Here is a 23,357-nt window from a genome sequence, read left to right as displayed (position 1 = left end):
GCGAGCCAATCCATCTGTCGCGCCCTACCTTATGCTCCTGAAGGGAAAGAAAAGACGTGGCCCGGGTAGTGAAACCGGTCGGGAATAGCCGGCAAGCGGCGGGACCAGTAGGTCAGCATGCCATGAGTGTGCGACACCACAGTGCATGAGCGGCGTGCTCCAGAAGGCCTGCCGACAGCCATCACATCGTGCAGTAGTCCTCGGCCTTGTGCCTCGCGTCGATCTTGTAGTCGGTACTGGGCGCCAGCATGAATTCGCTGACCCCATAGGGAGGATCCCCCGCATCAGTGGCCCAGTCATAGGTCCAGCCGTAGCGCGTCCAGGGTGCGCCGCCAGCACTATAGGCATACCCCACGTTATTGGAAAACCAGGCCGTATAGGCCTCACGTGTCAGGTCCGGCACCTCGATCGTATCAGGCATGGTGGCACTACAGGTGTTGTCCTCGGTACCGGGATCCGCACAAGGGCGCATCAGCCGCTCGGGGTCTACCCACAGGGAGACGAAGCGATCGTTGAGTGAATAAGGCGGCAACCCGAGTCGCTGCGAGATGCGTTGATAATCGGCAGCGCGTTCCTCGGGAGACGCCCCGGCCCAGTCAAGGCCGGAACACCATTGCTGCATCTCCGGCGCCAGGGTCACCCAGACGACCGGTTTGTCCGGGGGCGTGGTGCCCGTCTGACCGCTGTAGAATCGCTCGACGGTATCCTGATTGGTCCAGAGCGTCACCCTGACCTTGTCTCCCTGCCGCACCACCGAGCCCGGATCATGTGGACTGCGCAAGTCCGCGACCGACGCCGTTGCCCCTCTTAGCGCTGACGTTCGTAGCGCCGTGGCATAGTCCTGACCCAGCGCTTCGCAATTCGATTCGATCCGGGTGGCCAGCGCTTCGGTCTCCGGCGTTCCCGGCTGCGCTTCGGCAAGCCGCTGGCGGGTAATGTGGCAAACTTCAGCAGCGAGTGGATCCGGCTCCTCGACGGCGGGCGGGAACCCCGCGCAGGCGGAGAGCAGCAGCGGAGCGATAAACGCACCTGACACGGCAATGCGATGGTTCATCCTTGACTCCTTTTCTTCCCTGAACGATGCGATGCAATAAAAAGTGTAGGGGGCGCGGAAAAAGCACAACATTGATTCGAATATGCAGATTGAATGGTGGATGAGGCAGGTATTGTTTTGCATGGCGTCAGCAGCACAAGGCCTATCAGCGGTTGACGGAATGGATGGGAATGTCGGGATAGCTTCTATGACTCAACTGATCATCCGGAACCTCCACAACTAAGTATTATCTGTCTAGAAATTTTCACCAGCATCCTATATAAAACTTTACTTCACTTTAGTTTCAATCATACAAACTCATTTTCCTTTTTGGAAACAATGGTTTCCCAAATATCAATGTATTTCAATTCAAGACAGTGATAGCTTAAATGTGGAGATACGGTTTTATATGGAGAAACCATGAAAAAAATTAATGACACTGTGACTGTAAGTGCTTCTGAGGCGAATGAAACGGCTATCAAAGCGTTGTGCAATTTAGGTCTTTCCATGTCTGATGCCACAGAAGTATCAGAAATCCTTGTCACTGCTGACTTAATGGGCATAAGAACGCATGGAATAAAGAGAGTCACCTCCTATGGCGAAAGAGTTTCCGTAGGTGGAATCAACACCACACCAAACATTACCGTCGAGCATCTGACACCAACTATCTCAAGAATTAATGGTGACAACGCGATGGGCCCCTTACTGGGGACAAAGGCGCTAAATGCCTCCATTGATATTGCGAAAGAATATGGAACTGGAATTTCATTCGTAAACGGCAGCAACCACTTTGGCCCTATAATGCCCTATGCTTTTAGCGCAGCAGAGCAGGGCTTTGTTAGCTTCATCTGTAGTAACGCCACAACCACTATAGCCCCTACAGGTGGTAAAGCCGCACGGCATGGTAATAATCCTTTGGGCTTCGGCATCCCTAGCCCCGATGGAAACCATGTTCTCCTGGATATGGCCTTAAGCATGGTGGCAAGAGCCAAGATACGCGAAGCCAGGGATATAGGACAAAAGATACCTGACACGTGGGCAACTGACGCGAATGGACTACCCACCACTGATCCCACCGCCGCTTTGGACGGTATGCTGCAAGCGGTGGGTGGCCATAAGGGGTATGGTCTTGCGTTGATTGTAGACTTATTGTGCGGATTGCTTTCAAATGCATCCTATCTGACACATGTCAAAGCGTGGGATAAGCAACCTGATCTTCCACAAAATCTTGGACATTTCTTTTTTATTCTTGATGCCAAAGTGCTTGGTTCCACAGAATGGTTGTCGCGCAGGATGACTGATTTTGCGGAGATACTACATAACACGCCTGCTGCCGATCCGAGACAACCAGTAATCTTGCCTGGAGAGCGGGAACTAAAAAATTATCGCCATCAGAAGAGCAACGGGCTCATCTATGATGAAGAATTATACAGTTCGGTTTTTCGTTTAGCGGAAAACTGTTGAATTTATTCTTCACCTGAGTCCAGTGGGCATGCTAAGATCAAGTATGCCTACTGTCAGGAGACAAGAAAATGCGGTATGATTATGACCTCACCTCCCTTCATATTTTCTTGTGCGTAGCTGAAGAGAAAAGTTTAACTCGCGCTTCAGCCAGAGCCCATCTAGCTGTATCAGCAATAAGCAAAAGAATAGCTGAGCTTGAAAGTCGTTTAGGTTCAAAGCTATTTATTCGCTCAAGGCGTGGTTTCGAACTAACATCCACAGGGCATGCTTTGCTAGTCCACACGAGGTGTATATTTGAAAAAGTCCAAGCAATGGATAAAGAGCTTCTTGGTTATTCAGAAGGGATTCGTGGACAAGTTAAAATTCATGCCACAACTTCTGCTTTGGCACAGTTTCTCCCCGACGATATCGAAAAATTCTCCGCAAAATATCCAGGAATCAAGCTGGAGATAGAAGGTCGAGTAGGAACAGCCATCGTTAACGCAATTGTAAATGAAACAGCAGATTTAGGCATCTTCGCCTTGCAAGAAGACGTTGAGGGAATTGATACATTTAAATATCGCTCCTACGACCTAGCCGTAGCAATTTCCGTGAAGGACCCATTGTCCGAGGCAACTTCATTACGCTTTTCGGATATTGTCAAGCATGAAGTAATCTCTCAGCACTCTGAAAGCTTTCTTTATAAAAAGATCATTGAGGAAGCCAGTAAACTTGAGGCTGAATTGAAAATCAGTATGAAAGTAAGCAGCTATGATTGCATTTGCCAACTGGTGGCTAGCCGCCAAGGCATCGCCATACTTCCCAAGCAGATGATAGACATGTATTCCAACGTAGTGCCGGTAACTTCTGTACCCTTAGATGAGGGGTGGGCGAGACGTGAGCTCAAAGTCGGAGTAAAAAGTTATAAGATACTACCACCTGCCGTGAAGGCATTGGTCGACCACCTCGCAAATAACTAATTTTACTTACTTTTCATAAAGTTTCTTATAAGGGCAAGGATAGTCCTTCTTTCGCAAAAGGGAAAATGAGGTTCGCCAATAATCAATTTAAAAATTCAACTTTTCTCCCTAAAATGTGATCGTGACTTCTTATCCTAAACGTCACATTTAGCTTTTCGCCATATACCGAAGATAAGTTATCTGGGAGAAGATAATGCCAATGAACCGCACGCTCCTCAAAAAGACAATCTTTTTGCTTACGGCAGGATTTTGTGTAAGCGCCTTGGCTTACCAGCCTGAAGGGAAAGTTGAATGTATAGCTCCTGCCGATCCCGGCGGTGGCTGGGACTTTACTTGCCGGAATGCCGGCAAGGTATTGGAAGAATTAGACTTGGTTCCCAATAGTGTTCAAACCATTAATATGGCTGGGGCCGGTGGAGGCGTGGCTTATGCGCATACAGTCAGCAAGCGTTCAGGTGAAGAAGATCTTCTGATTGCCGCTTCAACTTCGACTATAACACGTCTGGCTCAAGAACAATTTCCTGGCATGAACGCTGATATGGTTAATTGGATAGGCACTATCGGAGCCGACTACGGTGTTTTAGCCGTGTCAAAAGAATCTCCTTATAACACCCTCCCAGAGTTGATGGAGGCTCTGAAACACGACCCTAAAGCTGTAAAGTTTGCAGGCGGAAGTTCAAAAGGTGGCTGGGATCATTTGAAACTCCTGATCGCAGCCAAGGAGGCTGGTGTCAGCCAACTTCCCAAGATTTCTTATTTATCATATAACAATGGCACAGATGCTATCACCCAAGTTGTAGGTGGCCATGTTGATGCTTTTACAGGTGATATCTCTGAGGCCAGAGGCTTTATGGAATCTGGTGATCTCAAGGTTTTGGCTGTTCTTTCGGATGAACATCTTCCAGGTAAATTTTCCAACATACCCACTGCAAAAGAACAAGGAATAAATGCTATTGGAGCAAACTGGCGTGGATTTTACATGCCAGCAGATATTTCTGACGAGGCCAAGAAATACTGGGTAGAAGCCGTTGACAAGTTGTATGAAAGCGACCAGTGGAAGGAAGTTATGACTCAAAGCGGTCTTATGCCCTACCACTACAGCGGCGCTGAATTCCGTGAGCTGGTCACAAAGCAAATAAATGATATTTCTAGTCTATCGGAAGAGTTAGGAGTCATTAAGTAAATGATTCTTAATGATCGCATCTCCGGAATTCTGATGCTCGTCCTGGCCGTCGCGTACGGCTGGGGCGCCACTCAGTTCCCGGAACCGTTCGGTGGCTCGGAAGCCGTCGGTCCGGAAACTTTTCCCCTGCTGTTGGCCGTAGTACTGGGACTGTCCAGTCTCTATCTGATCGTTCGCCCCGACCCGGATAACGCCTGGCCGTGGAGCCGTACCGGGCTGGAACTGATTATCGCTCTGGTGGTGCTGGTGTTGTACGCCATGCTGCTGCAGCCACTGGGCTTCATCATCAGCACCTTGCTGGCCGTGGGTACCCTGTGCTGGCGCATGGGGGCTAGGCCAGTCAAGGCCTATGTCACCGGCGGGGTGGCTGGTGGCGTGGTATTCCTGCTGTTCAACTTCGCGCTCGACCTGTCGCTGCCGTTGGGCCTGCTTTCATTCCTGGAGGTGAGCTGATGGAAACCCTGGGCTTTCTGATCGACGGCTTCGGTGTCGCACTGGCGCCCCATAACCTGATGTTCAGCCTGTTGGGCGCCTTTCTGGGGACGCTGATCGGCGCCTTGCCGGGGCTGGGGCCGGCCAACGGCGTAGCGATCCTGATTCCCTTGGCCTTTACTCTGGGATTGGCTCCGGAGACTGCGATGATCATGCTCACCGCGGTGTATGCCGGGGCGATGTATGGGGGGCGGATCTCGTCGATCCTGCTGAACATTCCCGGCGACGAGCCGGCGATGATGACCTGCCTGGACGGTTATCCCATGGCCCAGCAGGGCAAGGCCGCCGAGGCCTTGGCGATCTCCGCCGTGGCCTCGTTCATGGGCAGCCTGATCGCGACCATCGGGCTGATCCTGTTGGCGCCGATACTGGCCGATTTCGCCCTAACCTTCGGGCCGGCCGAGTATTTCGCCTTGTTCATGCTGGCGTTTGCCACCTTGGGCGGCATTACCGGCAAGAACCCGGTGAAAACGATAGTAGCCGCAGCCATTGGCTTGATGATCGCCACCGTGGGGATCGATAACACCGGCGTGCAGCGCTACACCTTCGGCGTACTGGAACTCTTCGAGGGAGTCGATTTCATCATCGCCATCGTCGGGCTGTTCGCGATCTCCGAGCTGCTGTTCTTCATTGAGGAGAAGGCCGGAGGCGGCAAGGAGAAGATGAGCGTCAACAAGCTCAAGCTGACCTGGGCCGACATCCGCGGCATCTTGCCGAGCAGCATGCGCGGCGGCATCCTGGGCTTCATCGCCGGTGTCCTGCCGGGGGCGGGGGCCTCGCTGGGCAGCTTTATCGGCTACACCCTCGAGAAGAAGGTGGTAGGCAGCAAGGGCTACTTCGGCAAGGGTGACCCGCGCGGCGTGGCCGGTCCCGAGGCTGGCAACAACGGCGCCTCCAGCGGGGCCCTGGTACCCATGCTGACGCTCGGCGTGCCGGGCAGTGGCACCACCGCGGTGCTGCTGGCGCTGCTGATCTCGCTGAACATCACCCCCGGGCCGCTGATGTTCACCCAGAACGCCGACCTCGTGTGGGGTGTGATCGCGGCACTGCTGATCGGCAACTTCCTGCTGCTGGTGCTCAACATCCCGCTGGTGGGGATCTTCGTCAAGCTGCTGTCGGTGCCGCCGATGTACCTGCTTCCGATCGTGACCATGGTGGCGTTCGTTGGCATCTACTCGATCAGCAACTCCACCTTCGATCTCTACTTCATGGTGGTGTTCGGTATCGCCGGCTATCTCTTCCGCAAGCTGGAGATCCCGTTGGTGCCGGTCATCCTGGGACTGTTGCTGGGGCCTGAGATGGAGAAGAACCTGCGCCATGCCATGGATATCTCCGACGGTGACTGGACGGTGCTGTGGGACAGTGGCCTGGCGATCGGGCTGTGGGTCTTCGCCGGTCTGGGACTGATCCTGCCCTACATCGTTGGCCCGTTGTTGCTCCGGCGCATGAATTCCGCCGTTGCCAACCAGACGGATTGAAGCATCACACGACATTTTTGCTTGGCCCCGACATTCGTCGGGGTTCTTTTGGGCTTCCATTAAAGGAGTGAGTGCGGCATGACACCCGAACTGAAGGCGGTACGAGAACTACTTACCCCCTACGGCAAGCTGCGTGCAGCCATAAACCTTGGCAACCCGGTATTGGCCCAGCGCAGCACCAAGGGTGAGCTTGGGGGCGTCTCAGTCGCACTGGCGCGCTTCCTGGCAGAACAGTTAAACGTTACCTTGGAGCTGGTTCCCTTCGATGCGGCAGGTAAAGTTGTTGCTGCGTTGGACGACAATGCCTGGGATGTCGCCTTCCTGGCCCAGGATCCGAAGCGGGCCGAGACAATCTGCTTCACCGCGCCTTACGTCATCATCGAGGGCACCTATCTGGTCCCTCAGGAATCGTCCTTCTTCCACGTTGACGACATGGATCAACCCGGGAGGCGGATCGCTGTTGGCCAAGGGGCCGCCTATGATTTGTTTCTGACCCGTACTCTTCGTCATGCCCAATTGGTGCGCGCTCCAACCTCAGCGGCGGCAGTGGACTGGTTCGTTGAACAAGGCCTGGACGCCGCGGCCGGAGTACGCCAGCCACTGATGCGCTTTGCCGAAGCCACACCGGATTATCGTGTCTTGCCCGATTCCTTTACGCAGATAAGGCAAGCGATGGCGCTGCCTCGCCAGCGTCAGGAAGCCTCTGGTGCTGTGGATGCGTTTTTAAAAGAATGTAGGGAGACGGGGTTTGTCGCCAATGCATTGGCAGAATCCGGACAGGCGGATGCCAATATCGCGCCGTCAGGTAGATCGTATCCCGCATCATGGTGGGCTCATGACTGAAGAGTAACCCCCTAAAAAGTAAGAGGTGAGCGCCACTCGCTAGCGTTGTTGATCGGCGCTGTCGGTGGCGGCACAACAAATCCGTAAATCAATCTGTCCCCCGCCCCGTGTGGCCTTCACTTGCTGGAGACCGGCCATTCAAGGGATTGCATCATGCAGAGTCGAGAGACTGTTTGAGGATATAGCAAGCTAGAATGCGAGGAGCTCACCTTTATATGTCGCCCACCACCCTCACTGATGCATCAGTCACGCCACCGTATCCTCGAGTGGTGGGAGATTGTGCTAAAAGAACCGGACCTGTCGCGTCGCTTTCATGGTGAAACCTGCGCTTCCCTGCCCCAGGTTGATGAAAGGAGCAGCGTGTCAGACATCTCTGAGGGGGGATCTCCATCAGCGTCAGCAGCTCAAGGCCTATCAGCGGTTGGCGTATGGAAGGGAATGTCGGGATAGCTTATTTAGCGTAGCATAGGTTTGTCCCTAGTAACTCGCTTTGCTGCGACAAAAGCCGACCAAGACAGGTCCGCCGCATCGGCAGCAAGGATCTGGGCAGCCTGCGCAACGTTGGCCAAGTGGTGCCGACTCAAATGGGTGACCTAATAGCTCTTTGTTAGGCGACCGGCAAGAAGGCTTATTGAAATTGGATAGCAAGTTCATTCTCTAGTTCGAAGGTTCCTCGGCTTTCACCGTTAACATATATAGTCGCCCGGACAACTTCTTCCTCATCATAGGGTAGCTCAAACGAGAGATCCCCATTACTGTCGGTAACTTTCCCAACATCCAAGTAAGAACCATCATAAGTGGCAAGTTCAACAGGAACACCTAGTAGACCAGCGCCATATTCGTCAGTCACTCTAATCCGCACTATTATGATCATTATTAGTCCCCTGACAGTGTTAAAATTATACGCTCTATGACGGTGTTATCGTGCAAGGCATTCAACTCAAAAAATTAGCGAATCCTCACTCACATAACCCTCTGACTCCGTTGTAAATCCTAAATTCATACAAACCGAAGCAGTGCAGTTGAGGGGTCTTGGATCTTCCGAGTCTATCCTTTCTCTCATAGCGAAAAACCTCAGCGTACGGGATAACAAGCATCACCCCAGTGCGCCTGGACATTATCGAGCATGATCTCGATCACCACAGGCACGATATCACCAAGAATGCCGTTGGCATCGCGGAGTTGGTCACGATTTACCGAGCTGTTCCAGGTGGCGCCCCCATGGATCAGCTGATTGCGTAGGGTGTACAGACGGCTGAAGATGATACTCAGCACGGTGCCGGTGTCCTGGCTGGATAGTGCCTGGTGTGCGGCACGTTTTGCCTTCTCGAAGCGCTCTTCCCAGTCATCGCTGCCGGCCAGAGCATTCTGGTGATCCCAGTAGGGTTGGAAAACAAAGGGATTGTCGAGAAGCACACGGATCGCACCGGGATAGCTTTTCCAGACCAGATTGTTAAGACGGCCGGTGGTGTCCAGATTGACTAACCGCGCCAGGAACTGGCCAAACATCTTCCCCTCAGCGACACGTATCTCACCGAGTTCATTGGCGTAGGCAGCATTGAAGGCGATCCATAGGAAGATAAAGCGACCGTCTTCGTCTTCGCACTGTTCTGCGCGGTGCAGCCAGCTCAACGCTCGATGCACTCGCAGAGCCAGCCCTTCGGGATGAGAATCACGTTCTTCTCTTTGCCGTGCCTTGAGTTCCTGGTAGATGGTCATGCCTAGCCCCTCTGAATGGTGAATGATTCTCAGGTTCAATTCTCAATCGGGTAGGTCGGAATCCACTGACAATGGACGTGTGATGATGGGTTCCTTTACCTGCCGGTTAAGCAGGCAACTCCACCGGTTAGCACCAAGGGGTTAGACGTCATATCTCGGGGCCAACAAATATCGCCCTGCGATGATACGCGAAATAGTCAGCGGTTCTGGCACTTGGCTCACGGCTCAGGCGCAACCCGTCAAGCCCCAGGAGCTCCTGCTCCTTGGCACTCAGGCAATGGGAGATGAGCACCTCTCCAGTCTCGGAGAAGGTAATCCAGCCGGCATCGAATAACGCGTCCAAGGTAGCAAGCCGTTCTGAGGATCCAGGCGCTCCTCATCGGTTGAATCTCGCCATGGCTTGATATGTGAAGCACGGATGGCTTTCTCTGCCGTTGACCCTGTGACACAGCATTTCCCGCCCCAATGTATGAGCACGCTGCTCCTGAACGCTCCCTGCCCTACGCGAGCATCAGCCAAAGCTTCTCGCGTTGTTTTGGGGACACGCCTTCTGAATATCTCCTTGATATCGTTCACTAACGTGCCATATCCCGTGCGACGGTCTTTCAGCGTTTCTACGGGAATACGATCAATGACCTGTGCAAAGACTTGGCCATCGCTTTCGATCACCTCTCCGAGCTTGATCAGGAGTTCGTTATCGAAAGTTTTGATCTTCGAGCGCTTGCCATCGTCAGGATACTTGCGGGTGCACACCACCCCGTAGCCTTCCGTGCCCTTGCGTAGCTTATCAACATGATGTCGTCGTTCGGAGGAGCCGGAAGAGTGGTTATTATCACCTAGCTTCAAGACAGCGATGTACTGTTTGCCATCAATATCCTTGAACTGATCACTCCAAACTCGTAGAAATACTTGATCCCTGATATTATTTACGGCTCCCCATGACCACCTCATATTGGTCAGGTTGGCACCGAGAACTTCCTCGAAAAACTTCGAAATCTTCATACCTCCCCTCCCTGCTCGTTATCTTATTGGTTACAGAGTAGCCTTTGAGATACAGAGCCAGCGTTGAATCACACACGCAAGCCAGTGTCTGCACAAAAGGCGACATCCATAACCTCTGCTCAACCCACCAGGCTGAATCGAGAAGTGGATCCCCGCGCCTTAGTGATGAGACATCTCACGCTCGAGTATTTGACGAGCGAATAGGGCACAGATGAGAAACCACAAGCTCACTACCCACCAGCCAATCACCAGGCAGAAACCGGCCCACAGCAGAAGAATGCATCGCGCCCGCCGTGTCCGACGTCTGATGTCTGTTGTGAAAGGGGGCCGGTCGACACACCCGCTATCTCGTAAACGCTCATTGGATGCGCAAGACCAGGCATTGGTATCCGGCTCAGTGGAAGCAGACTGCCACTCCTGTGGCACACGCGCTCGCAAGCGGCGGTTGCGACGAAAGGGAATCACTGTACCCATTGCCACCTCCTCTCCCCCTGGGGTTTGGCTGGCAAGAATCATCGATATCAGGCGCCATGGTAGGTATCTACAGCCACGTAGATCACCTTTCGATCCCTGACGCCCTCCTGCCAACGCCGGAAACGACCTCGCGGCCTCTCACGTCCGTGACAACGAGCCGACCGGACGGTCGTCGTACGATGGACCCTAGCTCCCGCCCCCGGGCGTCGATCAGAACGGTCCTCCCGGATGGACGATTGACCACCGAGATAGTGACTGGTCCGTCGACATCGGCGACAAGCCCTGTTGCCAGTGCCGAAGTCGGCAGCATCAGCGGTAGTGCCGAGCAGACAACCCAACAGATCGCACACGGATAACCTGCTTTTCGTGTGTATCGCATCAGCCTGTCTCTCAATACGTTCGTGCATGGGGTCGTTGACCGGGGTACTGCCGTTAACGCTGATACACCCTCTCGGGGCATCGCTCAATAGCCTGGATATTTCTCCCATACCCAGTCCTGATCCTCGCCATCGTCGTCGATATCCCAGCGATGGAAATTCACTAGATCCTCGGCGATCTCGGTGATCACCCCGCGCAGTTCAAGTGGCTCCAGCCATTCTTGGGGAATGGTCTTCACGCCATGCATCACGCCCAGCAGGTTGCCGGTAATCGCACCGGTGGAGTCCGAGTCACCATCGTGATTGACGGCCAGCATTACGCCATGACGGAAGTCCTTGGCCACCAGCGCACTGTAGATCGAGATCGCCAGCGCTTCCTCAGCCACCCAGCCCTGTCCCAACGCGGTGATGGCTTCATGGGGCGGAGTATCATTGGCGGCCAGGCTTTCGGCTTGCTCGATGGCATGGCGAGTTTCGTGCGCTCCTTCGGTTACCTCGAGGAGGGCCTTGGCGACCTCGAGGGCTTGTCGCATCGGTCGTCCCCCGGCCAGCACCTGGATCATCACCGCCAGTGCTCCCGCGGCATGTTGACCGGTGGGATGTCCATGGGTGAGAGCCGCTGCCTCACAGCCAAGCTCAAACACCGCTGTTTTATGGCCGGTCATGGCGCCGAACAGGCCAATGGGCGCCACGCGCATCACCCCGCCACAGCCCTTGCTGTGGTTCTCGGCCATGTCACCGAAACGGGCCTGGGTACGGAGCGCACTCAGGCAGGTATTGCCCGGTGCACGGCGATGATGCAGCTCGGGGTGCCGGAACAGCCAGCCCGGCGTCTGCTCGATGCTGTCCGCCATGATGCCTTGCATCTCGGCAGCCGACTGTTCTCCCTGGGTGAGCAGCCAACGCAGATAGGCGTGGCAAATGATGCTGGGATAATGGGTGATGCCCTTGAGCTCGCCCCGCACCCAACTTCGCAGCAAGCCCTCGGCAGTGAACAGGGTCATCTGGGTGTCATCAGTGATCCGGCCCAACCCACCATAGGCGGGCGCATACTCGTGGATCCCCTGCGGTCCGAATCGGGCCAGTATCTCCTCGCGAGACAGGAACTCCACGGGCGCACCCAAGGCATCGCCAACGGCGCCCCCTAGTAGACAGCCAGTGAAGCGCTCGTTGAGGGTCATGTCGGCTTTCATGGCACACCTCCCTGCTGATCCCTCGTTGTTATTCGCCGCTACCGGGCAGTTACCAGTCTACGGCAATGATGCGACAAGCCATGTCGCAATATTCTCTGATCGCTCTGCGACATGAAATGTCGCTGCGCCCATGCAACCTTGCCCCATCAACGGGCAGTTGGAGCAGGGGCATGATGGCAATGACACGACACGAAACATCTTACCAAGATGCCGGGAAGCTGAAGCGTCACCAGCAGGAGCTTTGGGAGACCAATCGGGCGACATGGCGAATCACTCATCCCTTCATGGCCGACCTGGCGGATGGACTGACATTGGTACCGGTGGTTGACAACCGCCTACCCAGCGCCACTACCGACGGACACTCACTATTTTTCAATGCCAGTTTCAGTGTCGGATTGAACGCCGTCACCCGACGATTCCTACAAGCTCATCTGGTTTGGCACTGTGTGTTGGGAGACATCCTGCCTCGCCAGGTAAAAGACCAGCATCGCTGGCACCTGGCCTGCGATCACGAGGTGAACGGCTTGTTGGTTCATCTGGGTATCTCCTTGCCGTACCAGGCCGTCCTGTTCTTTTCCCAACTTGGGCAACCGGCAAAAGCGGTTTATGACTGGCTGATCCATCACCCGGCGCCCCAACTGGAACAGCCCCTGGACCGTCACCCCACGGACACCGCAAAACTGATATCAGGCCTGGACGCCAACCACGATGACGCCTTTGTACCCGTCACTCCCGACAAGGCACTGATCCACCACTGGCAAGCACACGCCAGTTTCCTGGCACGAGACTATCGTGGCACGCCGTCTCTACCGGCGGCGATCGACACCAAAATGTGCACCCTCGAGCGTCGGTGCTGATCCAACGCCTACTGTTGTTGAGCAAGCCTCAAGCATCACACGTCAGTGGCCGATACCCGATGAATGACCTAAACCGTCAACGATTACGCAAGGGAATGTCATGTCCGAAATCCGCGAGACGCTGTTCCGCTACCTGACGATGCTGCAGCTGATTCCCCGCAGCCCGGGTCGGATCGCCACACCGGTGCTGCTGGAAAAGCTTCACGAACGCGGCTTTCAAATCGATGCACGTTCCCTGCAACGCGACCTGCGCGATAAGTTGGCCCTGCACTTCCCGTTGATCTGCGACGATAGCCAGAAGCCTTACCGCTGGTACTTCGACCGTGACTTCCACTGCCCCCTGCCGGCGTTGGACGTGCCCAGCGCCCTGACGCTGGTATTGGCCGAGGAGTACCTCAAGGGACTGCTCCCTCCCGTGGTAATCGGCCAGCTGACCCCACAGTTCAACGATGCCAGGCGTCTGCTCGATGACCTGGAGAGCAACGACCTGAGCCAATGGGCCAAGCGCGTGCGGGCCATCCCCAATGGCAAGGCGCTGATTCCCGCTCCAATAAATGAGAGCGTGTGGCAAGCGGTCGCCCAGGCGCTGCTGGAGCAGAAAGCGCTCGACGTGCACTACCTGTCACGCAGCACCGAGGAAGAAAAGACATTCACCCTTCACCCGCAGGGCCTGGTCAGCCGCCACAGCGTGACCTATCTGCTGGCCACCGTGAACGACTACTCGGATATTCGGCAGTTTGCACTGCACCGCCTTGCCAAAGCATCAGTCAGTGCAAGCCAGTGGCGTGAGGCTGAGGATTTCCATCTGGACAGGTACATCCAGGGCGGTGCCTTTGGCTACCGGCAGAGTCTCGAGGACGTGACGCTGATCACCAACGTGGCCCCACAGGTCGCCTGGCTGCTTACTGAGACACCGCTATCGACTTCACAGGATCTCACGCCCTTGCCAGGCAGTGACTGGCAACGACTGGAAGCCAGGGTGCCCGACGATCAGCAGACGTTGTGGTGGCTGATGGGCATGGGAGCGAATGTGGAGGTGTTGGCGCCGGAGGGGTGGCGGGAGGAGATATACAATGCTGCCCAAGCCATCGTCACTCGGCATCAGTGATAGGCGCTAGGTTACTTCGATACGTGTACCAGCACGGGAGGTTGCGACAAAGTAACCGTTCAACGATCCCTATTGAACCTGCCGCTGATTGTGCATATCCGACGGCCGTTCACTTTTTGTCGGTGGCATGCAAGTTTCTCTGTGCTAGCCTGTTACATAAAATAACAAAACTTGCAACCTAAGGCTTCCTTCATGGCAAAAAGCAAAACAGCGGGATCGAGATCACGAAGACCGAACGGGGACAAATCAATCCAGCTTTGAAGTCTCGCTGCCTGACCATGCTGGTGGTTCCTGCAGCAAGTCGACCACGACAGCATGCGGCACAACGACAGCACCGAAACTGACAATAATGCTCAGAAGACCAAGGAGAGAAGATGAAGGCATCTGAAGCCAACCTGATGGAGGTGCTGGAGAAGCCCAGACAATTCCGCATCCCGATCTACCAGCGCAATTATGCCTGGGGCGAGGTCCAGTGCGAGCAACTCCTCAATGACGTACTGGCCGCCGGTAGTAACACACAGGTCGCAACACACTTCCTCGGCACCATCGTCTACGTCGAGCGAGCCCAATCGATCCTCGTCAAGCAGGAGCCATTGATGGTGATCGATGGCCAGCAACGGCTGACCACCGTCACCCTGATGCTACTTGCACTCTACTATCACCTGGCCAACGGACCGGCCAATGAGCAGGCTGAAGCCATCCGGCGTCGCTTTCTGATCAATCCCAACGAGAGCGGGGAACTGGTCTACAAAGTCGTGCTGTCCGATATCGATCGTCCGACCCTGATCTCGCTGATTGATGGCACCCCGATGCCGGACGTTCACAGTGAGCGCGTCATGGCCAACTACGAACTTTTCAAGGAGTGGTTCGAGGCCAACCCAGAGAAGCTGGATGCCGTCTATCTGGGGTTGTCTAAGCTGGAGATCGTCGCCGTAGCCCTCGAGCGCCAGCGCGATAATCCTCAGCTGGTGTTCGAGAGCATGAACTCGACCGGCCTCGATCTCAGCCAGGCTGACCTGATCCGAAACTATGTACTGATGGGCCAGGAGCCCAACGAGCAGGAAGCTCTGTACAGCTACTACTGGCGAAGCATGGAAGACGGTTTCGGTCAGGCCGCATATGCCCGTCACTTCGACAGTTTCATGCGTCACTACCTGACTGCGGTCACCAACGAAATCCCCAACATCAGCAAGGTGTATGCGGCCTTCAAGCGCTATGCGTCAGACTACGACGGCACTATCCGCGATCTGGTCACCGAGGTGCATACCTACGCCAAGCACTACTGCGCCATGGCCTTGGGTAAGGAGACCCACCCTCGCCTGAAGCAGGCCTTCAAGGACTTGCGGGAGCTGAAGGTCGACGTGGCTTACCCCCTGCTGCTGGAGGTCTACCACGACTACCAGGAGAAAGGGTTATTGTCTGCCGAGGAGCTGGAGCAAATAGTGCGATTGATCGAGAGTTACGTCTTTCGTCGGGCGGTGTGTGGCATCCCCACCAACTCCATGAACCGGACTTTTGCCCGCTTCACACACAGCTTGAAGAAGGATCGCTACCTAGAGAGTGTCAAAGCAGCATTCGTGCTGCTACCCTCCTATCGCCGATTCCCTACCGATAACGAGTTCCGGTCCGCTCTCTGTGAGCGCGACCTGTACCACTTCCGCAATCTGCGCTACTGGCTGCGCCGGCTGGAAAACGATGGTCGCAAGGAGCCCGTACACATCGACGAGTTCACTGTCGAGCACGTCATGCCGCAGAATCCGGAACTATCCGCCGAATGGTGTAAAGCCTTGGGGCCGAAGTGGCAAAGTGTTCAAGAGGCCTATCTGCACACACTGGGCAACCTGACGCTAACCGCCTACAACAGTTCCTACTCGGACAAGCCATTCCTCCACAAACGTGACGCCACGGATTACGAGACAGGAAGGCCCATCGGGTTTGCGCACAGCCCGCTGCACCTGAACAGCGACCTGCGTCATCTCGAGACCTGGAACGAAGAGACAATTCTGACTCGTGCCAAGCGACTGTCGGAGACCGCCCTTGGTGTCTGGCAGGCGCCGAGTCTCGACAATGACATTTTGGAGGTTTACCGCGGCCCCGTACAAAGCTGTGACGGCGAGTATGCCCTGGAGGACCATCCCAATTTGGCTGGCGGTTTAGTGCGCGAATTGTTCGATGCCCTGTCCACCGAGGTGCTAGCCCTGGATCCCTGCGTCTATCAGGACGTGAAAAAGCTCTATGTTGCCTTCAAGGCTGAGACCAACTTCGTAGATGTCATACCGCAGACCAAACGACTGCTGTTGTCTCTGAATATCTCGGCCACCGATCTGGAAGACCCTCGCGGGTTGGGGCGCGATGTCGCCAGCCTGGGGCGCTGGGGGAATGGTGACGTTGAGCTACCGCTCACCTCACTGAATGATTTGCCCTATGTGATTGGACTGATCCGGCAGGCGCTTGAACAGCAAATGGACAGCTCAAGCTAAGGTGTCGACGCCGGTGCCATATGTTCGTAAAGGAGGTGTGGACGAAATCTTGGACTTATAGCGCCGGCGTCCATAGCCCAGATCAGGTAGCCGGAGCCTGCGTCTTGCCGAGGAAGGCGAGAATATCCACCCGGGGGCTGGGGGGGGGGTGATCATTGAAAAGTGCACTAAATGTCAGGACATAACCAGCAGCAGGAGACACCAGCGATGAGAAAGTTGATGCTTTTGGTGGGGCTTGTCCCCGCATTGGCTTGGAGCGCTGAGCCATGCACGGAGGTGGCGGGTCGGGAAATTCTGACGGAGGCCGTCATGAGTATGCAGGATTTGAAGGCGAAAGGTGCTACCGAACGCCAGGTACTCCAAGGTATAGGGCGAAATGACGAGCTGCCGCCGGGCTTGAAGGCGGCTTTTTATGAGGGGGTTGGCTATATATATGCGCCAGGGGATTACAGCATCTCCTTGATTGTGCAGATGATGCAGTTTGCTTGTGAGGATGCTGCTTCATAAATCGCCGGGGCTGGTACTCCCCCGGGAATAAGCCAGGAGTAGGGCCCCCAACTCGGCTGTTCTACTCATTTTAGTTGGGCGGATAAACGACAAATCCAGCCATAAAAGGCTGGTTTTAACAAAAAAGTGGCGGAAGGACAGAGGTCGCCGATATGACAACCCCTTTTCCTTGTTTATCAGCATATTAGCCCTAAGATGTGGGGTTCCGGATGATCGACTGAACTATAGAAGCTATCCTTTGCTGGCAGCCAAGGAGCTTCTTCATCAGGTCATTCGGGAGCACGGATATGGACATCAAACTGCATAAGCAGGCGATGACCACCCCCAAGATCCGCGCCGAAATCCAGGCGGCGCCTGCCAGCATCAGCGATAGTGAGCTGGCTCGCCAGTACGGCGTCTCCGACTCGACCATTCGCCGCTGGCGGTACCGAAACGATGTTCACGACCGTTCTCACACGCGACACAAGTTACTGGCGACGCTGACCACTGAGCAGGAAGCCGTGCTGATCGCAGCGCGGGAGTTCCTGCGTCTGGGCCTGGATGATCTGTTGGTGGTGGCCCGTGAGTTCCTCGCCCCCCAACTGTCGCGTTCCGCCTTGCATCGGATGCTCAAGCGACGCGAGGTGCCGACGCTGGCTGAATTGGCCAGACGAGATACTGAGGACGGCGAGGCACCCAAGCACAAGCCGTTTCGAGACTATGAGCCAGGCTTCGTGCACATCGATATCAAGTACCTGCCGCAGATGCCCGATGAGCGGCAGAAACGCTATCTGTACGTGGCCATCGACCGGGCGACACGCTGGGTTTATCTCGAGGTGCGGAGCAGTCAGTCGGCTCAGGACGCCCGATCGTTCATGAAGCATGTAGTCGAGAAGGCGCCGTTCAAGGTCCAGAAGGTGCTGACCGACAACGGCAAGTCCTTCACCGACCGCTTCACTCGGGCGGGGGAGCGGACGCCCAGTGGCCACCATCCCTTCGATCAGGAGTGCCAGCAGCACGGCATCCAGCATCGTCTGATCAAACCGGGACGGCCACAGACCAACGGCATGGTCGAGCGCTTCAATGGTCGTATCAGCAATGTCCTGACGACACGGCGGTATGCGTCAGGAGAAGACTTGGAGCAGACCCTGAAGCGCTACTGTTGGCTGTACAATCACCACATCCCGCAGAAGGCACTGCATCACCAGCCGCCTATCGCCGCGATGAAAGACTGGCAAACCAAGCGGCCAGAGTTATTTCACAAACGGATAATCAATCACCCGGGACCCGACACCTACCCATGATCTACTCAGACCGTCACTATCTGGATGCTTCGATCAACAATAAAACTGTGGGCGGAGAACAATGTTGATCTTTCCGGATGTTTTCACCACCTAAACAACTGATGAGCCTAAACAAAAAATCATATAGCCTAAATCACGAGGCAACCCTATTCTTACATGCGAACCACTTATCTTTAAATGAAAACTCCAACAAGGTAAGAAGAGGGGGTAGCCTTATGCAGTGCGACACACTTCCCGACAGACTATACAAATACCGGTCATTTGGCAATCTGACCATTGACATGCTGGTATCGGACAAACTTTACTTCGCTGACCCGAGCACGTTCAACGACCCATTTGATTCAAAGCCTTGTGTGAATGCTGACATTTCAATCCAAAAGCTTGAAGGCATTCTACGTCAATTGGTAGAGCATCGAACAAAGGAAAGGATGACGGCTGCGGCCAAATCCATAAAGTATCGGGGACCCAAGACCATTGAGCACATCACAAAACACAGTCGCTTGGAAGCAGAAAGGCTGATAAACAATATCCGCTATCTTGCCACCGATCCAGACTACCTAATTGATGATCCAGAACTGTATTTGCTAACGTTATCCGTGGAAGACGAGCTACTTCGCCAATTTAACAGGGGCATAGTATCCCTTGCGGAACGTAGCGATTGCCCGTTAATGTGGAGTCATTATGGTGATCAACACAAAGGGATATGTGTAGGTTATTCAATCCAGCCAGATACATCCGATCAGGTTCACAAGGTCGAATACGGTGGTAGCAGATTGATAGAAGCAAGTACTATTTCTGCTATGCTTGATGACGACTATAAAGCCCGCGCCTACGTTGACAAAGCAGCATTATTACGAAAGTCCCCAGAGTGGAATTACGAACGCGAATGGCGCCTGATTGGCACTCAGGGTCTGCAGGATTCACCGCTAGAACTTGAAGAAGTTATCTTCGGAATGCGTTGTGAGCCAACAATCATGTACTCTGTCATAAAGATGCTTTCCGGGCGCCAGAAAGATGTACATTTCTATGAGATGCGTCCGAAAAGAGGAAGCTTTGAAATCATAAAATGTGAAATTGATGCTGATGAGCTTCTTGTTCATTATCCAAGGCGTGCTCGCACAATACTTGAGGAATTCAGCTCAGTAAAATAAAACAATAGAAAGAGCAAAAAGTTGACAAAAGACTGGAGGGAGAACCGCTTCCCCCTTTAGCCTTTTGAGATTCGCCTCACTCTCATTGTTTCCGGGTAAGCCCCTTGCCCTTGAGCCGCCCTTCCCTTGCGGCCTTTTGCCTTTTTGCCGTTTGGGGCGGCCTTTTGGATGTCACTCCGGTCACAGTCAGGTACATCGTGTTCGTGCGGGAGTGAGGCAGTCCTGTGCAGACTTGGCTTTCACGCGAGATCAGGCCTCCACATTCAGCCGGTGGCACGCCCCTTGGGTCAGAGAGTCGATAGCGTGTGGAGTGGCATCCAGGTGCGGGTCACGAGGTCATCGAGAAACATCTGCACGGTGACCGGCTGGTGGTATCTCACGGTTTCCTGTCGCCAGCACAACGAGGGCCGGCAGGTCCTAGATGTAAACCTCACTCCCGGCGACCGATAGCCATCCCTGGCGCCGGGTACAACGCAGTGCATGACCGACGATGCCTATGGTGATGCATGCACTTACCCGTAAGTCACTACATGTGAGGCGGTCTGTGTCGATTGGGTGTTGAACTGTCGAGTGAGGTCGCAACAGTTGGGCGGCCCCCCACTGCCAAGGGCATGCCCGTCGCCCGGCCAACAGGCTGCAGCTTCTGACAACCAGCAGACAAGATGACAGGTATCAATCGATCAACGCTCAACTGTTTCCCTGTGACGCCGATATCACTCATGAGATGCCCAGGTCTGCGTGCCGCCCTGCAAGGCTCGCGAGATAGATCGCCTCTCATTGCGTTGTTGTTCCGGCCATTGAGGCCGTGTGTTAACACGGCATCAATGGCTGGCTTTTCAACAATGGGGTCGGCGGCCCGATTCATGAGGTCGTTTCTCCTCTTGGCGCCCCTTGGGGTTGCCTCTCCCCCGGACCGTATCAGGATTAACACCTCCCTCACCCGCTCCTGCAGCCAAAGACATAAGGGAGGGCATATCCAGGATATCAACGTCTCGGCCTTTCACGGAAATCATGCCCTTCCGCTGAAAACGGCTCACGGTTCGACTGATGGTTTCCACCGCCAATCCCAGATGGTGGGCAATATCCCCCCGGGACATGGAAAGCCGGAAACGATAGGCGGAAAAGCCTTGGCGGTGAAACCGCTCTGATAGATGACACAGGAAGAAGGCCAGGCGCGCATCGGAGGTCTTCCCCAGCAGCAGCCTTAGCAGGCGGTGCTCGGATCTCAACTCCTTGCTGATGCGACCATAGAGGTATCGGCGTAACCCGGAGGCTTTCTCGGACAAGGCATCGAGCCGGTGGAACGGGAATTCGCAAACCGTGCTGGTTTCCAAGGCGATAATCGAGCCCGGATAGCAGGGATCGTCGATCCCATCCAGCCCCACCAATTCACCGGGTAAATAGAAGTTGGTCAACTGGGTGCCTCCCTCCTCATCGATGACTTGTTTGAGGCTACCCGAGCGAACCATGAAGATGCTGGTGAAGGGGTCCTCCTGACGAACCAAGCTCTCCCCTTTTCTCAGCGGGCTGTGAAAACGGATCGTGTCATTGATGGTTGCAACATCATGGATACCCAACGACAGGGGCAAGCATCGAGAATTCTGTGCGCAAGTTCGGCAGCGGGCCAGGGTGAACGCATGGCACCGGTGGTCAGTGGCTCGGAACGACATGGGCATCTCCGAGGCACCGTGCTTCCCGCCTCGTAAGGCTGCGGATCGGCCAGGGGAGGCACGATAAGCCAAAAGTCGATTATTCTTAATTTCACTTAGACACTATAATACACAATTAATTACATTTCAGCTCGCCGCATGGAGCCGCGAGAATCCACCAAGTCCATGGAACAAGTCGGATCGGAAAGCCACGAGCCCATCCTGGGAACGACAGAGCTCCTCGCGCTCGCCAGCGATCACGAGCATCGAGAAATGAACTGTAATCGCCATATGGCGTTCTGTTTCCTGCCCTTCGGGTTGGGCATCAGTCATCTGATGGCCGCCCTGGGAGCCGTGTGCGAGCAGCACTTTAATGAATTCAAGCTATTCGCCCAACGACTAGACTTGTCAGCTGATTACAAGGCGCGCAACTACCTTATGACTCACAGGCAAATCACATCCGGCTCCTCACCCACCATGGCATGACCATTAATGCGCTCAAACGCTTGAGCACCGAAGCCGAGCGCTCCCGGCGCGTCTCGGAACAATAGCAACGCATCAACACTACCGCGGAGTTACATCCCTTGCTGGTCACTTTCGCCGAACAGAGGCGCACTGAAACATGCATCCTGCAAGAGGTCCTGTCGACTTGTGACAGATGGCGTTCCGATGGAAAGATACGATGACTGCCGGAGTTGAGACAGATGACCGGCCTCTCCTACTGACCGGCAACATCAAGATGCCGACGCCCGAAATCGTGTCGAGTTCACCTGGAAAGAACAGGGAACGATGGGCTCGTTTACGCTGCGACGAGTAGTGTCTGGAAAGGGGGTTACGCTGAGGCCCCTTGAGAGCAGTTCCCTGCAGGCGCTACAGCCATGCCTGGCGCACGCAAAAAATCACCACCCCCTGTCTAGCGCCACCAATTGGACCTTTTCCTATGACTGCCTCCCGATCAAGATGGGCAATACAGAACTAGCGAGCACCTTACGAATCCCGTTCGCCAAGATACTGCCTGTCCTCCATCAAGGATTCCGCACCGGGCCCATAGCTCCGCCAGACTCAGTGCATTGGTCTTTCTAACCGCCCTCCGAGTGTTATCTCCAGCTACCGATCCGTACCGATCCAGTCTCGAACCACTCTCGTAGAGCGCGCTCAAGCGCTACTCGCGCCAGGGCACATGAAAGCCATTCGGCTTGTACGACCGTAGGAGTGCATGATGAAGTCGTCATAAAATACCTCGTAGATTAATCGATTCACTCAACTAAAGTATAAGACAGACCCCGACACACATCGTTCAAGAGCCAGAAACACGGACTCCGCCGCCGCTGTTGGGCCCATTTCAGGGTTGGCTTCCTGATAAGCTAGCGGCATGGCAGGACTCACGAATCGGGCGGACTTGCTCAGGAGAACACCATGCGTATCGAACCCGTCTTCCTCTTCGATCTCGACGGCACGCTCGTCGATAGCGTTTACCAGCACGTCATTGCCTGGAAGGAAACACTCGATGCAGAGGGAATCGACCTATCCGTCTGGCGCATCCACCGCAAGATCGGCATGAGCGGTGGTCTGTTTACCAACCAGCTCCTGCGTGAGACAGGACTCGATATCAGCGAGGAACGTGTAGAGCGACTGCGACGCGGCCATGCCGCTGCCTATCAACGCCATGCGAGCAACGTTCGCCCATTACCAGGGGCGCGCGAGTTACTGACATGGCTGACGGATAACGGAATTCCGTGGGCTATCGCCACCAGTGGCCGCATGGAAACGGCAGCCGTCAATCTGGAGGCGCTCGGGGTCGATCCGGATCGTACGCCTGTCGTCACCCGTGACCAGGTCCACTTCGCAAAGCCCGATCCTGACCTGTTCGTCGCAGCTGCCGAGCGGCTTGGCAAACCATGCGAGACTGCCATGGTCATTGGAGACAGCATCTGGGACATGCTCGCGGCGACACGCTGCCGGGCATTGGGCGTCGGGCTGCTCAGCGGCGGTTACGGACCCGATGAGCTACGCCAGGCGGGGGCCATTCGTGTCTATGAGGATCCGGCAGATCTGCTGCGCCACATTGACGAAGTCGGCGGACGAAGATAGCCATCTATAACGGT

At 55.0% G+C, this 23,357-nt stretch carries 20 protein-coding genes; 14 read left to right on the top strand and 6 right to left on the bottom strand.

Annotation, left to right across the window (positions count from 1 at the left end):
* Positions 1-181: 181 nt before the first annotated feature.
* Positions 182-1,054 (bottom strand): hypothetical protein, encoded by an 873-nt coding sequence (locus tag L861_RS23845; protein WP_016418654.1) that lies wholly within the window; start codon positions 1,052-1,054, stop codon positions 182-184.
* 399 nt (positions 1,055-1,453) lie between these two features.
* Between L861_RS23845 and L861_RS20890 the strand changes: the two genes are divergently transcribed.
* The 6 genes from L861_RS20890 to L861_RS20865 all read left to right on the top strand — a co-directional run bounded on the left by L861_RS20890 (position 1,454) and on the right by L861_RS20865 (position 7,452).
* Positions 1,454-2,497, top strand: a complete 1,044-nt coding sequence (locus L861_RS20890) for an Ldh family oxidoreductase (protein ID WP_016418652.1) — start codon at positions 1,454-1,456, stop codon at positions 2,495-2,497.
* Positions 2,498-2,565: 68 nt separating this feature from the next.
* Complete coding sequence (locus L861_RS20885) at positions 2,566-3,456, top strand: LysR family transcriptional regulator (RefSeq protein WP_021029255.1); 891 nt, start codon at positions 2,566-2,568, stop codon at positions 3,454-3,456.
* Between the two features lie 199 nt (positions 3,457-3,655).
* Positions 3,656-4,639 carry a Bug family tripartite tricarboxylate transporter substrate binding protein gene (locus L861_RS20880; RefSeq protein ID WP_035569150.1) on the top strand — a complete coding sequence of 328 codons (984 nt, stop codon included), beginning with the start codon at positions 3,656-3,658 and terminating at the stop codon, positions 4,637-4,639.
* Positions 4,640-5,092: a tripartite tricarboxylate transporter TctB family protein gene (locus L861_RS20875; protein WP_016418649.1), complete on the top strand. Its 453-nt coding sequence runs from the start codon at positions 4,640-4,642 to the stop codon at positions 5,090-5,092.
* The gene (locus L861_RS20870; RefSeq protein ID WP_016418648.1) at positions 5,092-6,609 is read left to right on the top strand and encodes a tripartite tricarboxylate transporter permease; all 1,518 of its coding nucleotides are present in this window, start codon (positions 5,092-5,094) and stop codon (positions 6,607-6,609) included. Before L861_RS20875 ends, L861_RS20870 begins: the two co-directional genes overlap by 1 nt.
* Positions 6,610-6,687: 78 nt before the next feature.
* A complete protein-coding gene (locus L861_RS20865) occupies positions 6,688-7,452 on the top strand; it encodes an ABC transporter substrate-binding protein (protein WP_016418647.1) in 765 nt (254 codons plus the stop codon).
* Between the two features lie 628 nt (positions 7,453-8,080).
* Here the strand turns inward: L861_RS20865 and L861_RS20860 are convergent.
* The 4 genes from L861_RS20860 to L861_RS20845 all read right to left on the bottom strand — a co-directional run bounded on the left by L861_RS20860 (position 8,081) and on the right by L861_RS20845 (position 12,217).
* Positions 8,081-8,326, bottom strand: a complete 246-nt coding sequence (locus L861_RS20860; protein WP_016418646.1) for an Ig-like domain-containing protein — start codon at positions 8,324-8,326, stop codon at positions 8,081-8,083.
* Positions 8,327-8,526: 200 nt separating this feature from the next.
* Positions 8,527-9,171, bottom strand: a complete 645-nt coding sequence (locus tag L861_RS20855; protein ID WP_016418645.1) for a HEPN domain-containing protein — start codon at positions 9,169-9,171, stop codon at positions 8,527-8,529.
* A 270-nt stretch (positions 9,172-9,441) separates the two neighbouring features.
* A complete protein-coding gene (locus L861_RS23840; protein ID WP_027948005.1) occupies positions 9,442-10,173 on the bottom strand; it encodes an HNH endonuclease signature motif containing protein in 732 nt (243 codons plus the stop codon).
* A gap of 937 nt (positions 10,174-11,110) precedes the next feature.
* Positions 11,111-12,217, bottom strand: a complete 1,107-nt coding sequence (locus L861_RS20845; RefSeq protein ID WP_016418644.1) for an ADP-ribosylglycohydrolase family protein — start codon at positions 12,215-12,217, stop codon at positions 11,111-11,113.
* Positions 12,218-12,387: 170 nt separating this feature from the next.
* Here L861_RS20845 and L861_RS20840 point away from each other — a divergent pair, with 170 nt between their 5' ends.
* The 6 genes from L861_RS20840 to L861_RS20815 all read left to right on the top strand — a co-directional run bounded on the left by L861_RS20840 (position 12,388) and on the right by L861_RS20815 (position 19,603).
* Complete coding sequence (locus L861_RS20840) at positions 12,388-13,074, top strand: DUF2201 family putative metallopeptidase (protein WP_016418643.1); 687 nt, start codon at positions 12,388-12,390, stop codon at positions 13,072-13,074.
* Positions 13,075-13,174: 100 nt separating this feature from the next.
* A complete protein-coding gene (locus L861_RS20835; protein ID WP_016418642.1) occupies positions 13,175-14,182 on the top strand; it encodes a helix-turn-helix transcriptional regulator in 1,008 nt (335 codons plus the stop codon).
* A 374-nt stretch (positions 14,183-14,556) separates the two neighbouring features.
* A complete protein-coding gene (locus L861_RS20830; protein ID WP_016418641.1) occupies positions 14,557-16,662 on the top strand; it encodes a DUF262 and DUF1524 domain-containing protein in 2,106 nt (701 codons plus the stop codon).
* A gap of 207 nt (positions 16,663-16,869) precedes the next feature.
* Positions 16,870-17,169 (top strand): hypothetical protein, encoded by a 300-nt coding sequence (locus L861_RS20825; RefSeq protein WP_016418640.1) that lies wholly within the window; start codon positions 16,870-16,872, stop codon positions 17,167-17,169.
* A 287-nt stretch (positions 17,170-17,456) separates the two neighbouring features.
* Positions 17,457-18,452, top strand: a complete 996-nt coding sequence (locus L861_RS20820) for an IS481 family transposase (protein WP_016418639.1) — start codon at positions 17,457-17,459, stop codon at positions 18,450-18,452.
* A gap of 215 nt (positions 18,453-18,667) precedes the next feature.
* Entirely contained in the window at positions 18,668-19,603 is a 936-nt protein-coding gene (locus L861_RS20815; protein ID WP_016418638.1) for a DUF2971 domain-containing protein, read from the top strand.
* Positions 19,604-20,439: 836 nt separating this feature from the next.
* Here L861_RS20815 and L861_RS20810 read toward each other — a convergent pair.
* Positions 20,440-21,273, bottom strand: coding sequence for a helix-turn-helix domain-containing protein (locus L861_RS20810; RefSeq protein ID WP_021029254.1), 834 nt, complete (start codon positions 21,271-21,273; stop codon positions 20,440-20,442).
* A 165-nt stretch (positions 21,274-21,438) separates the two neighbouring features.
* On the opposite strand from L861_RS20810, the gene L861_RS20805 reads away from it, so the two are divergent.
* Entirely contained in the window at positions 21,439-21,738 is a 300-nt protein-coding gene (locus L861_RS20805; RefSeq protein ID WP_016418636.1) for a hypothetical protein, read from the top strand.
* A gap of 930 nt (positions 21,739-22,668) precedes the next feature.
* Positions 22,669-23,343, top strand: coding sequence for an HAD family hydrolase (locus tag L861_RS20800; protein ID WP_016418635.1), 675 nt, complete (start codon positions 22,669-22,671; stop codon positions 23,341-23,343).
* The last annotated feature ends 14 nt before the right edge of the window (positions 23,344-23,357 follow it).

It is taken from the genome of Litchfieldella anticariensis FP35 = DSM 16096, from assembly GCF_000409775.1.
GTDB lineage: Bacteria > Pseudomonadota > Gammaproteobacteria > Pseudomonadales > Halomonadaceae > Litchfieldella > Litchfieldella anticariensis.
Note: the sequence above shows the minus strand (reverse complement) of the source record. Positions and strands in the feature narration are given on the sequence as shown.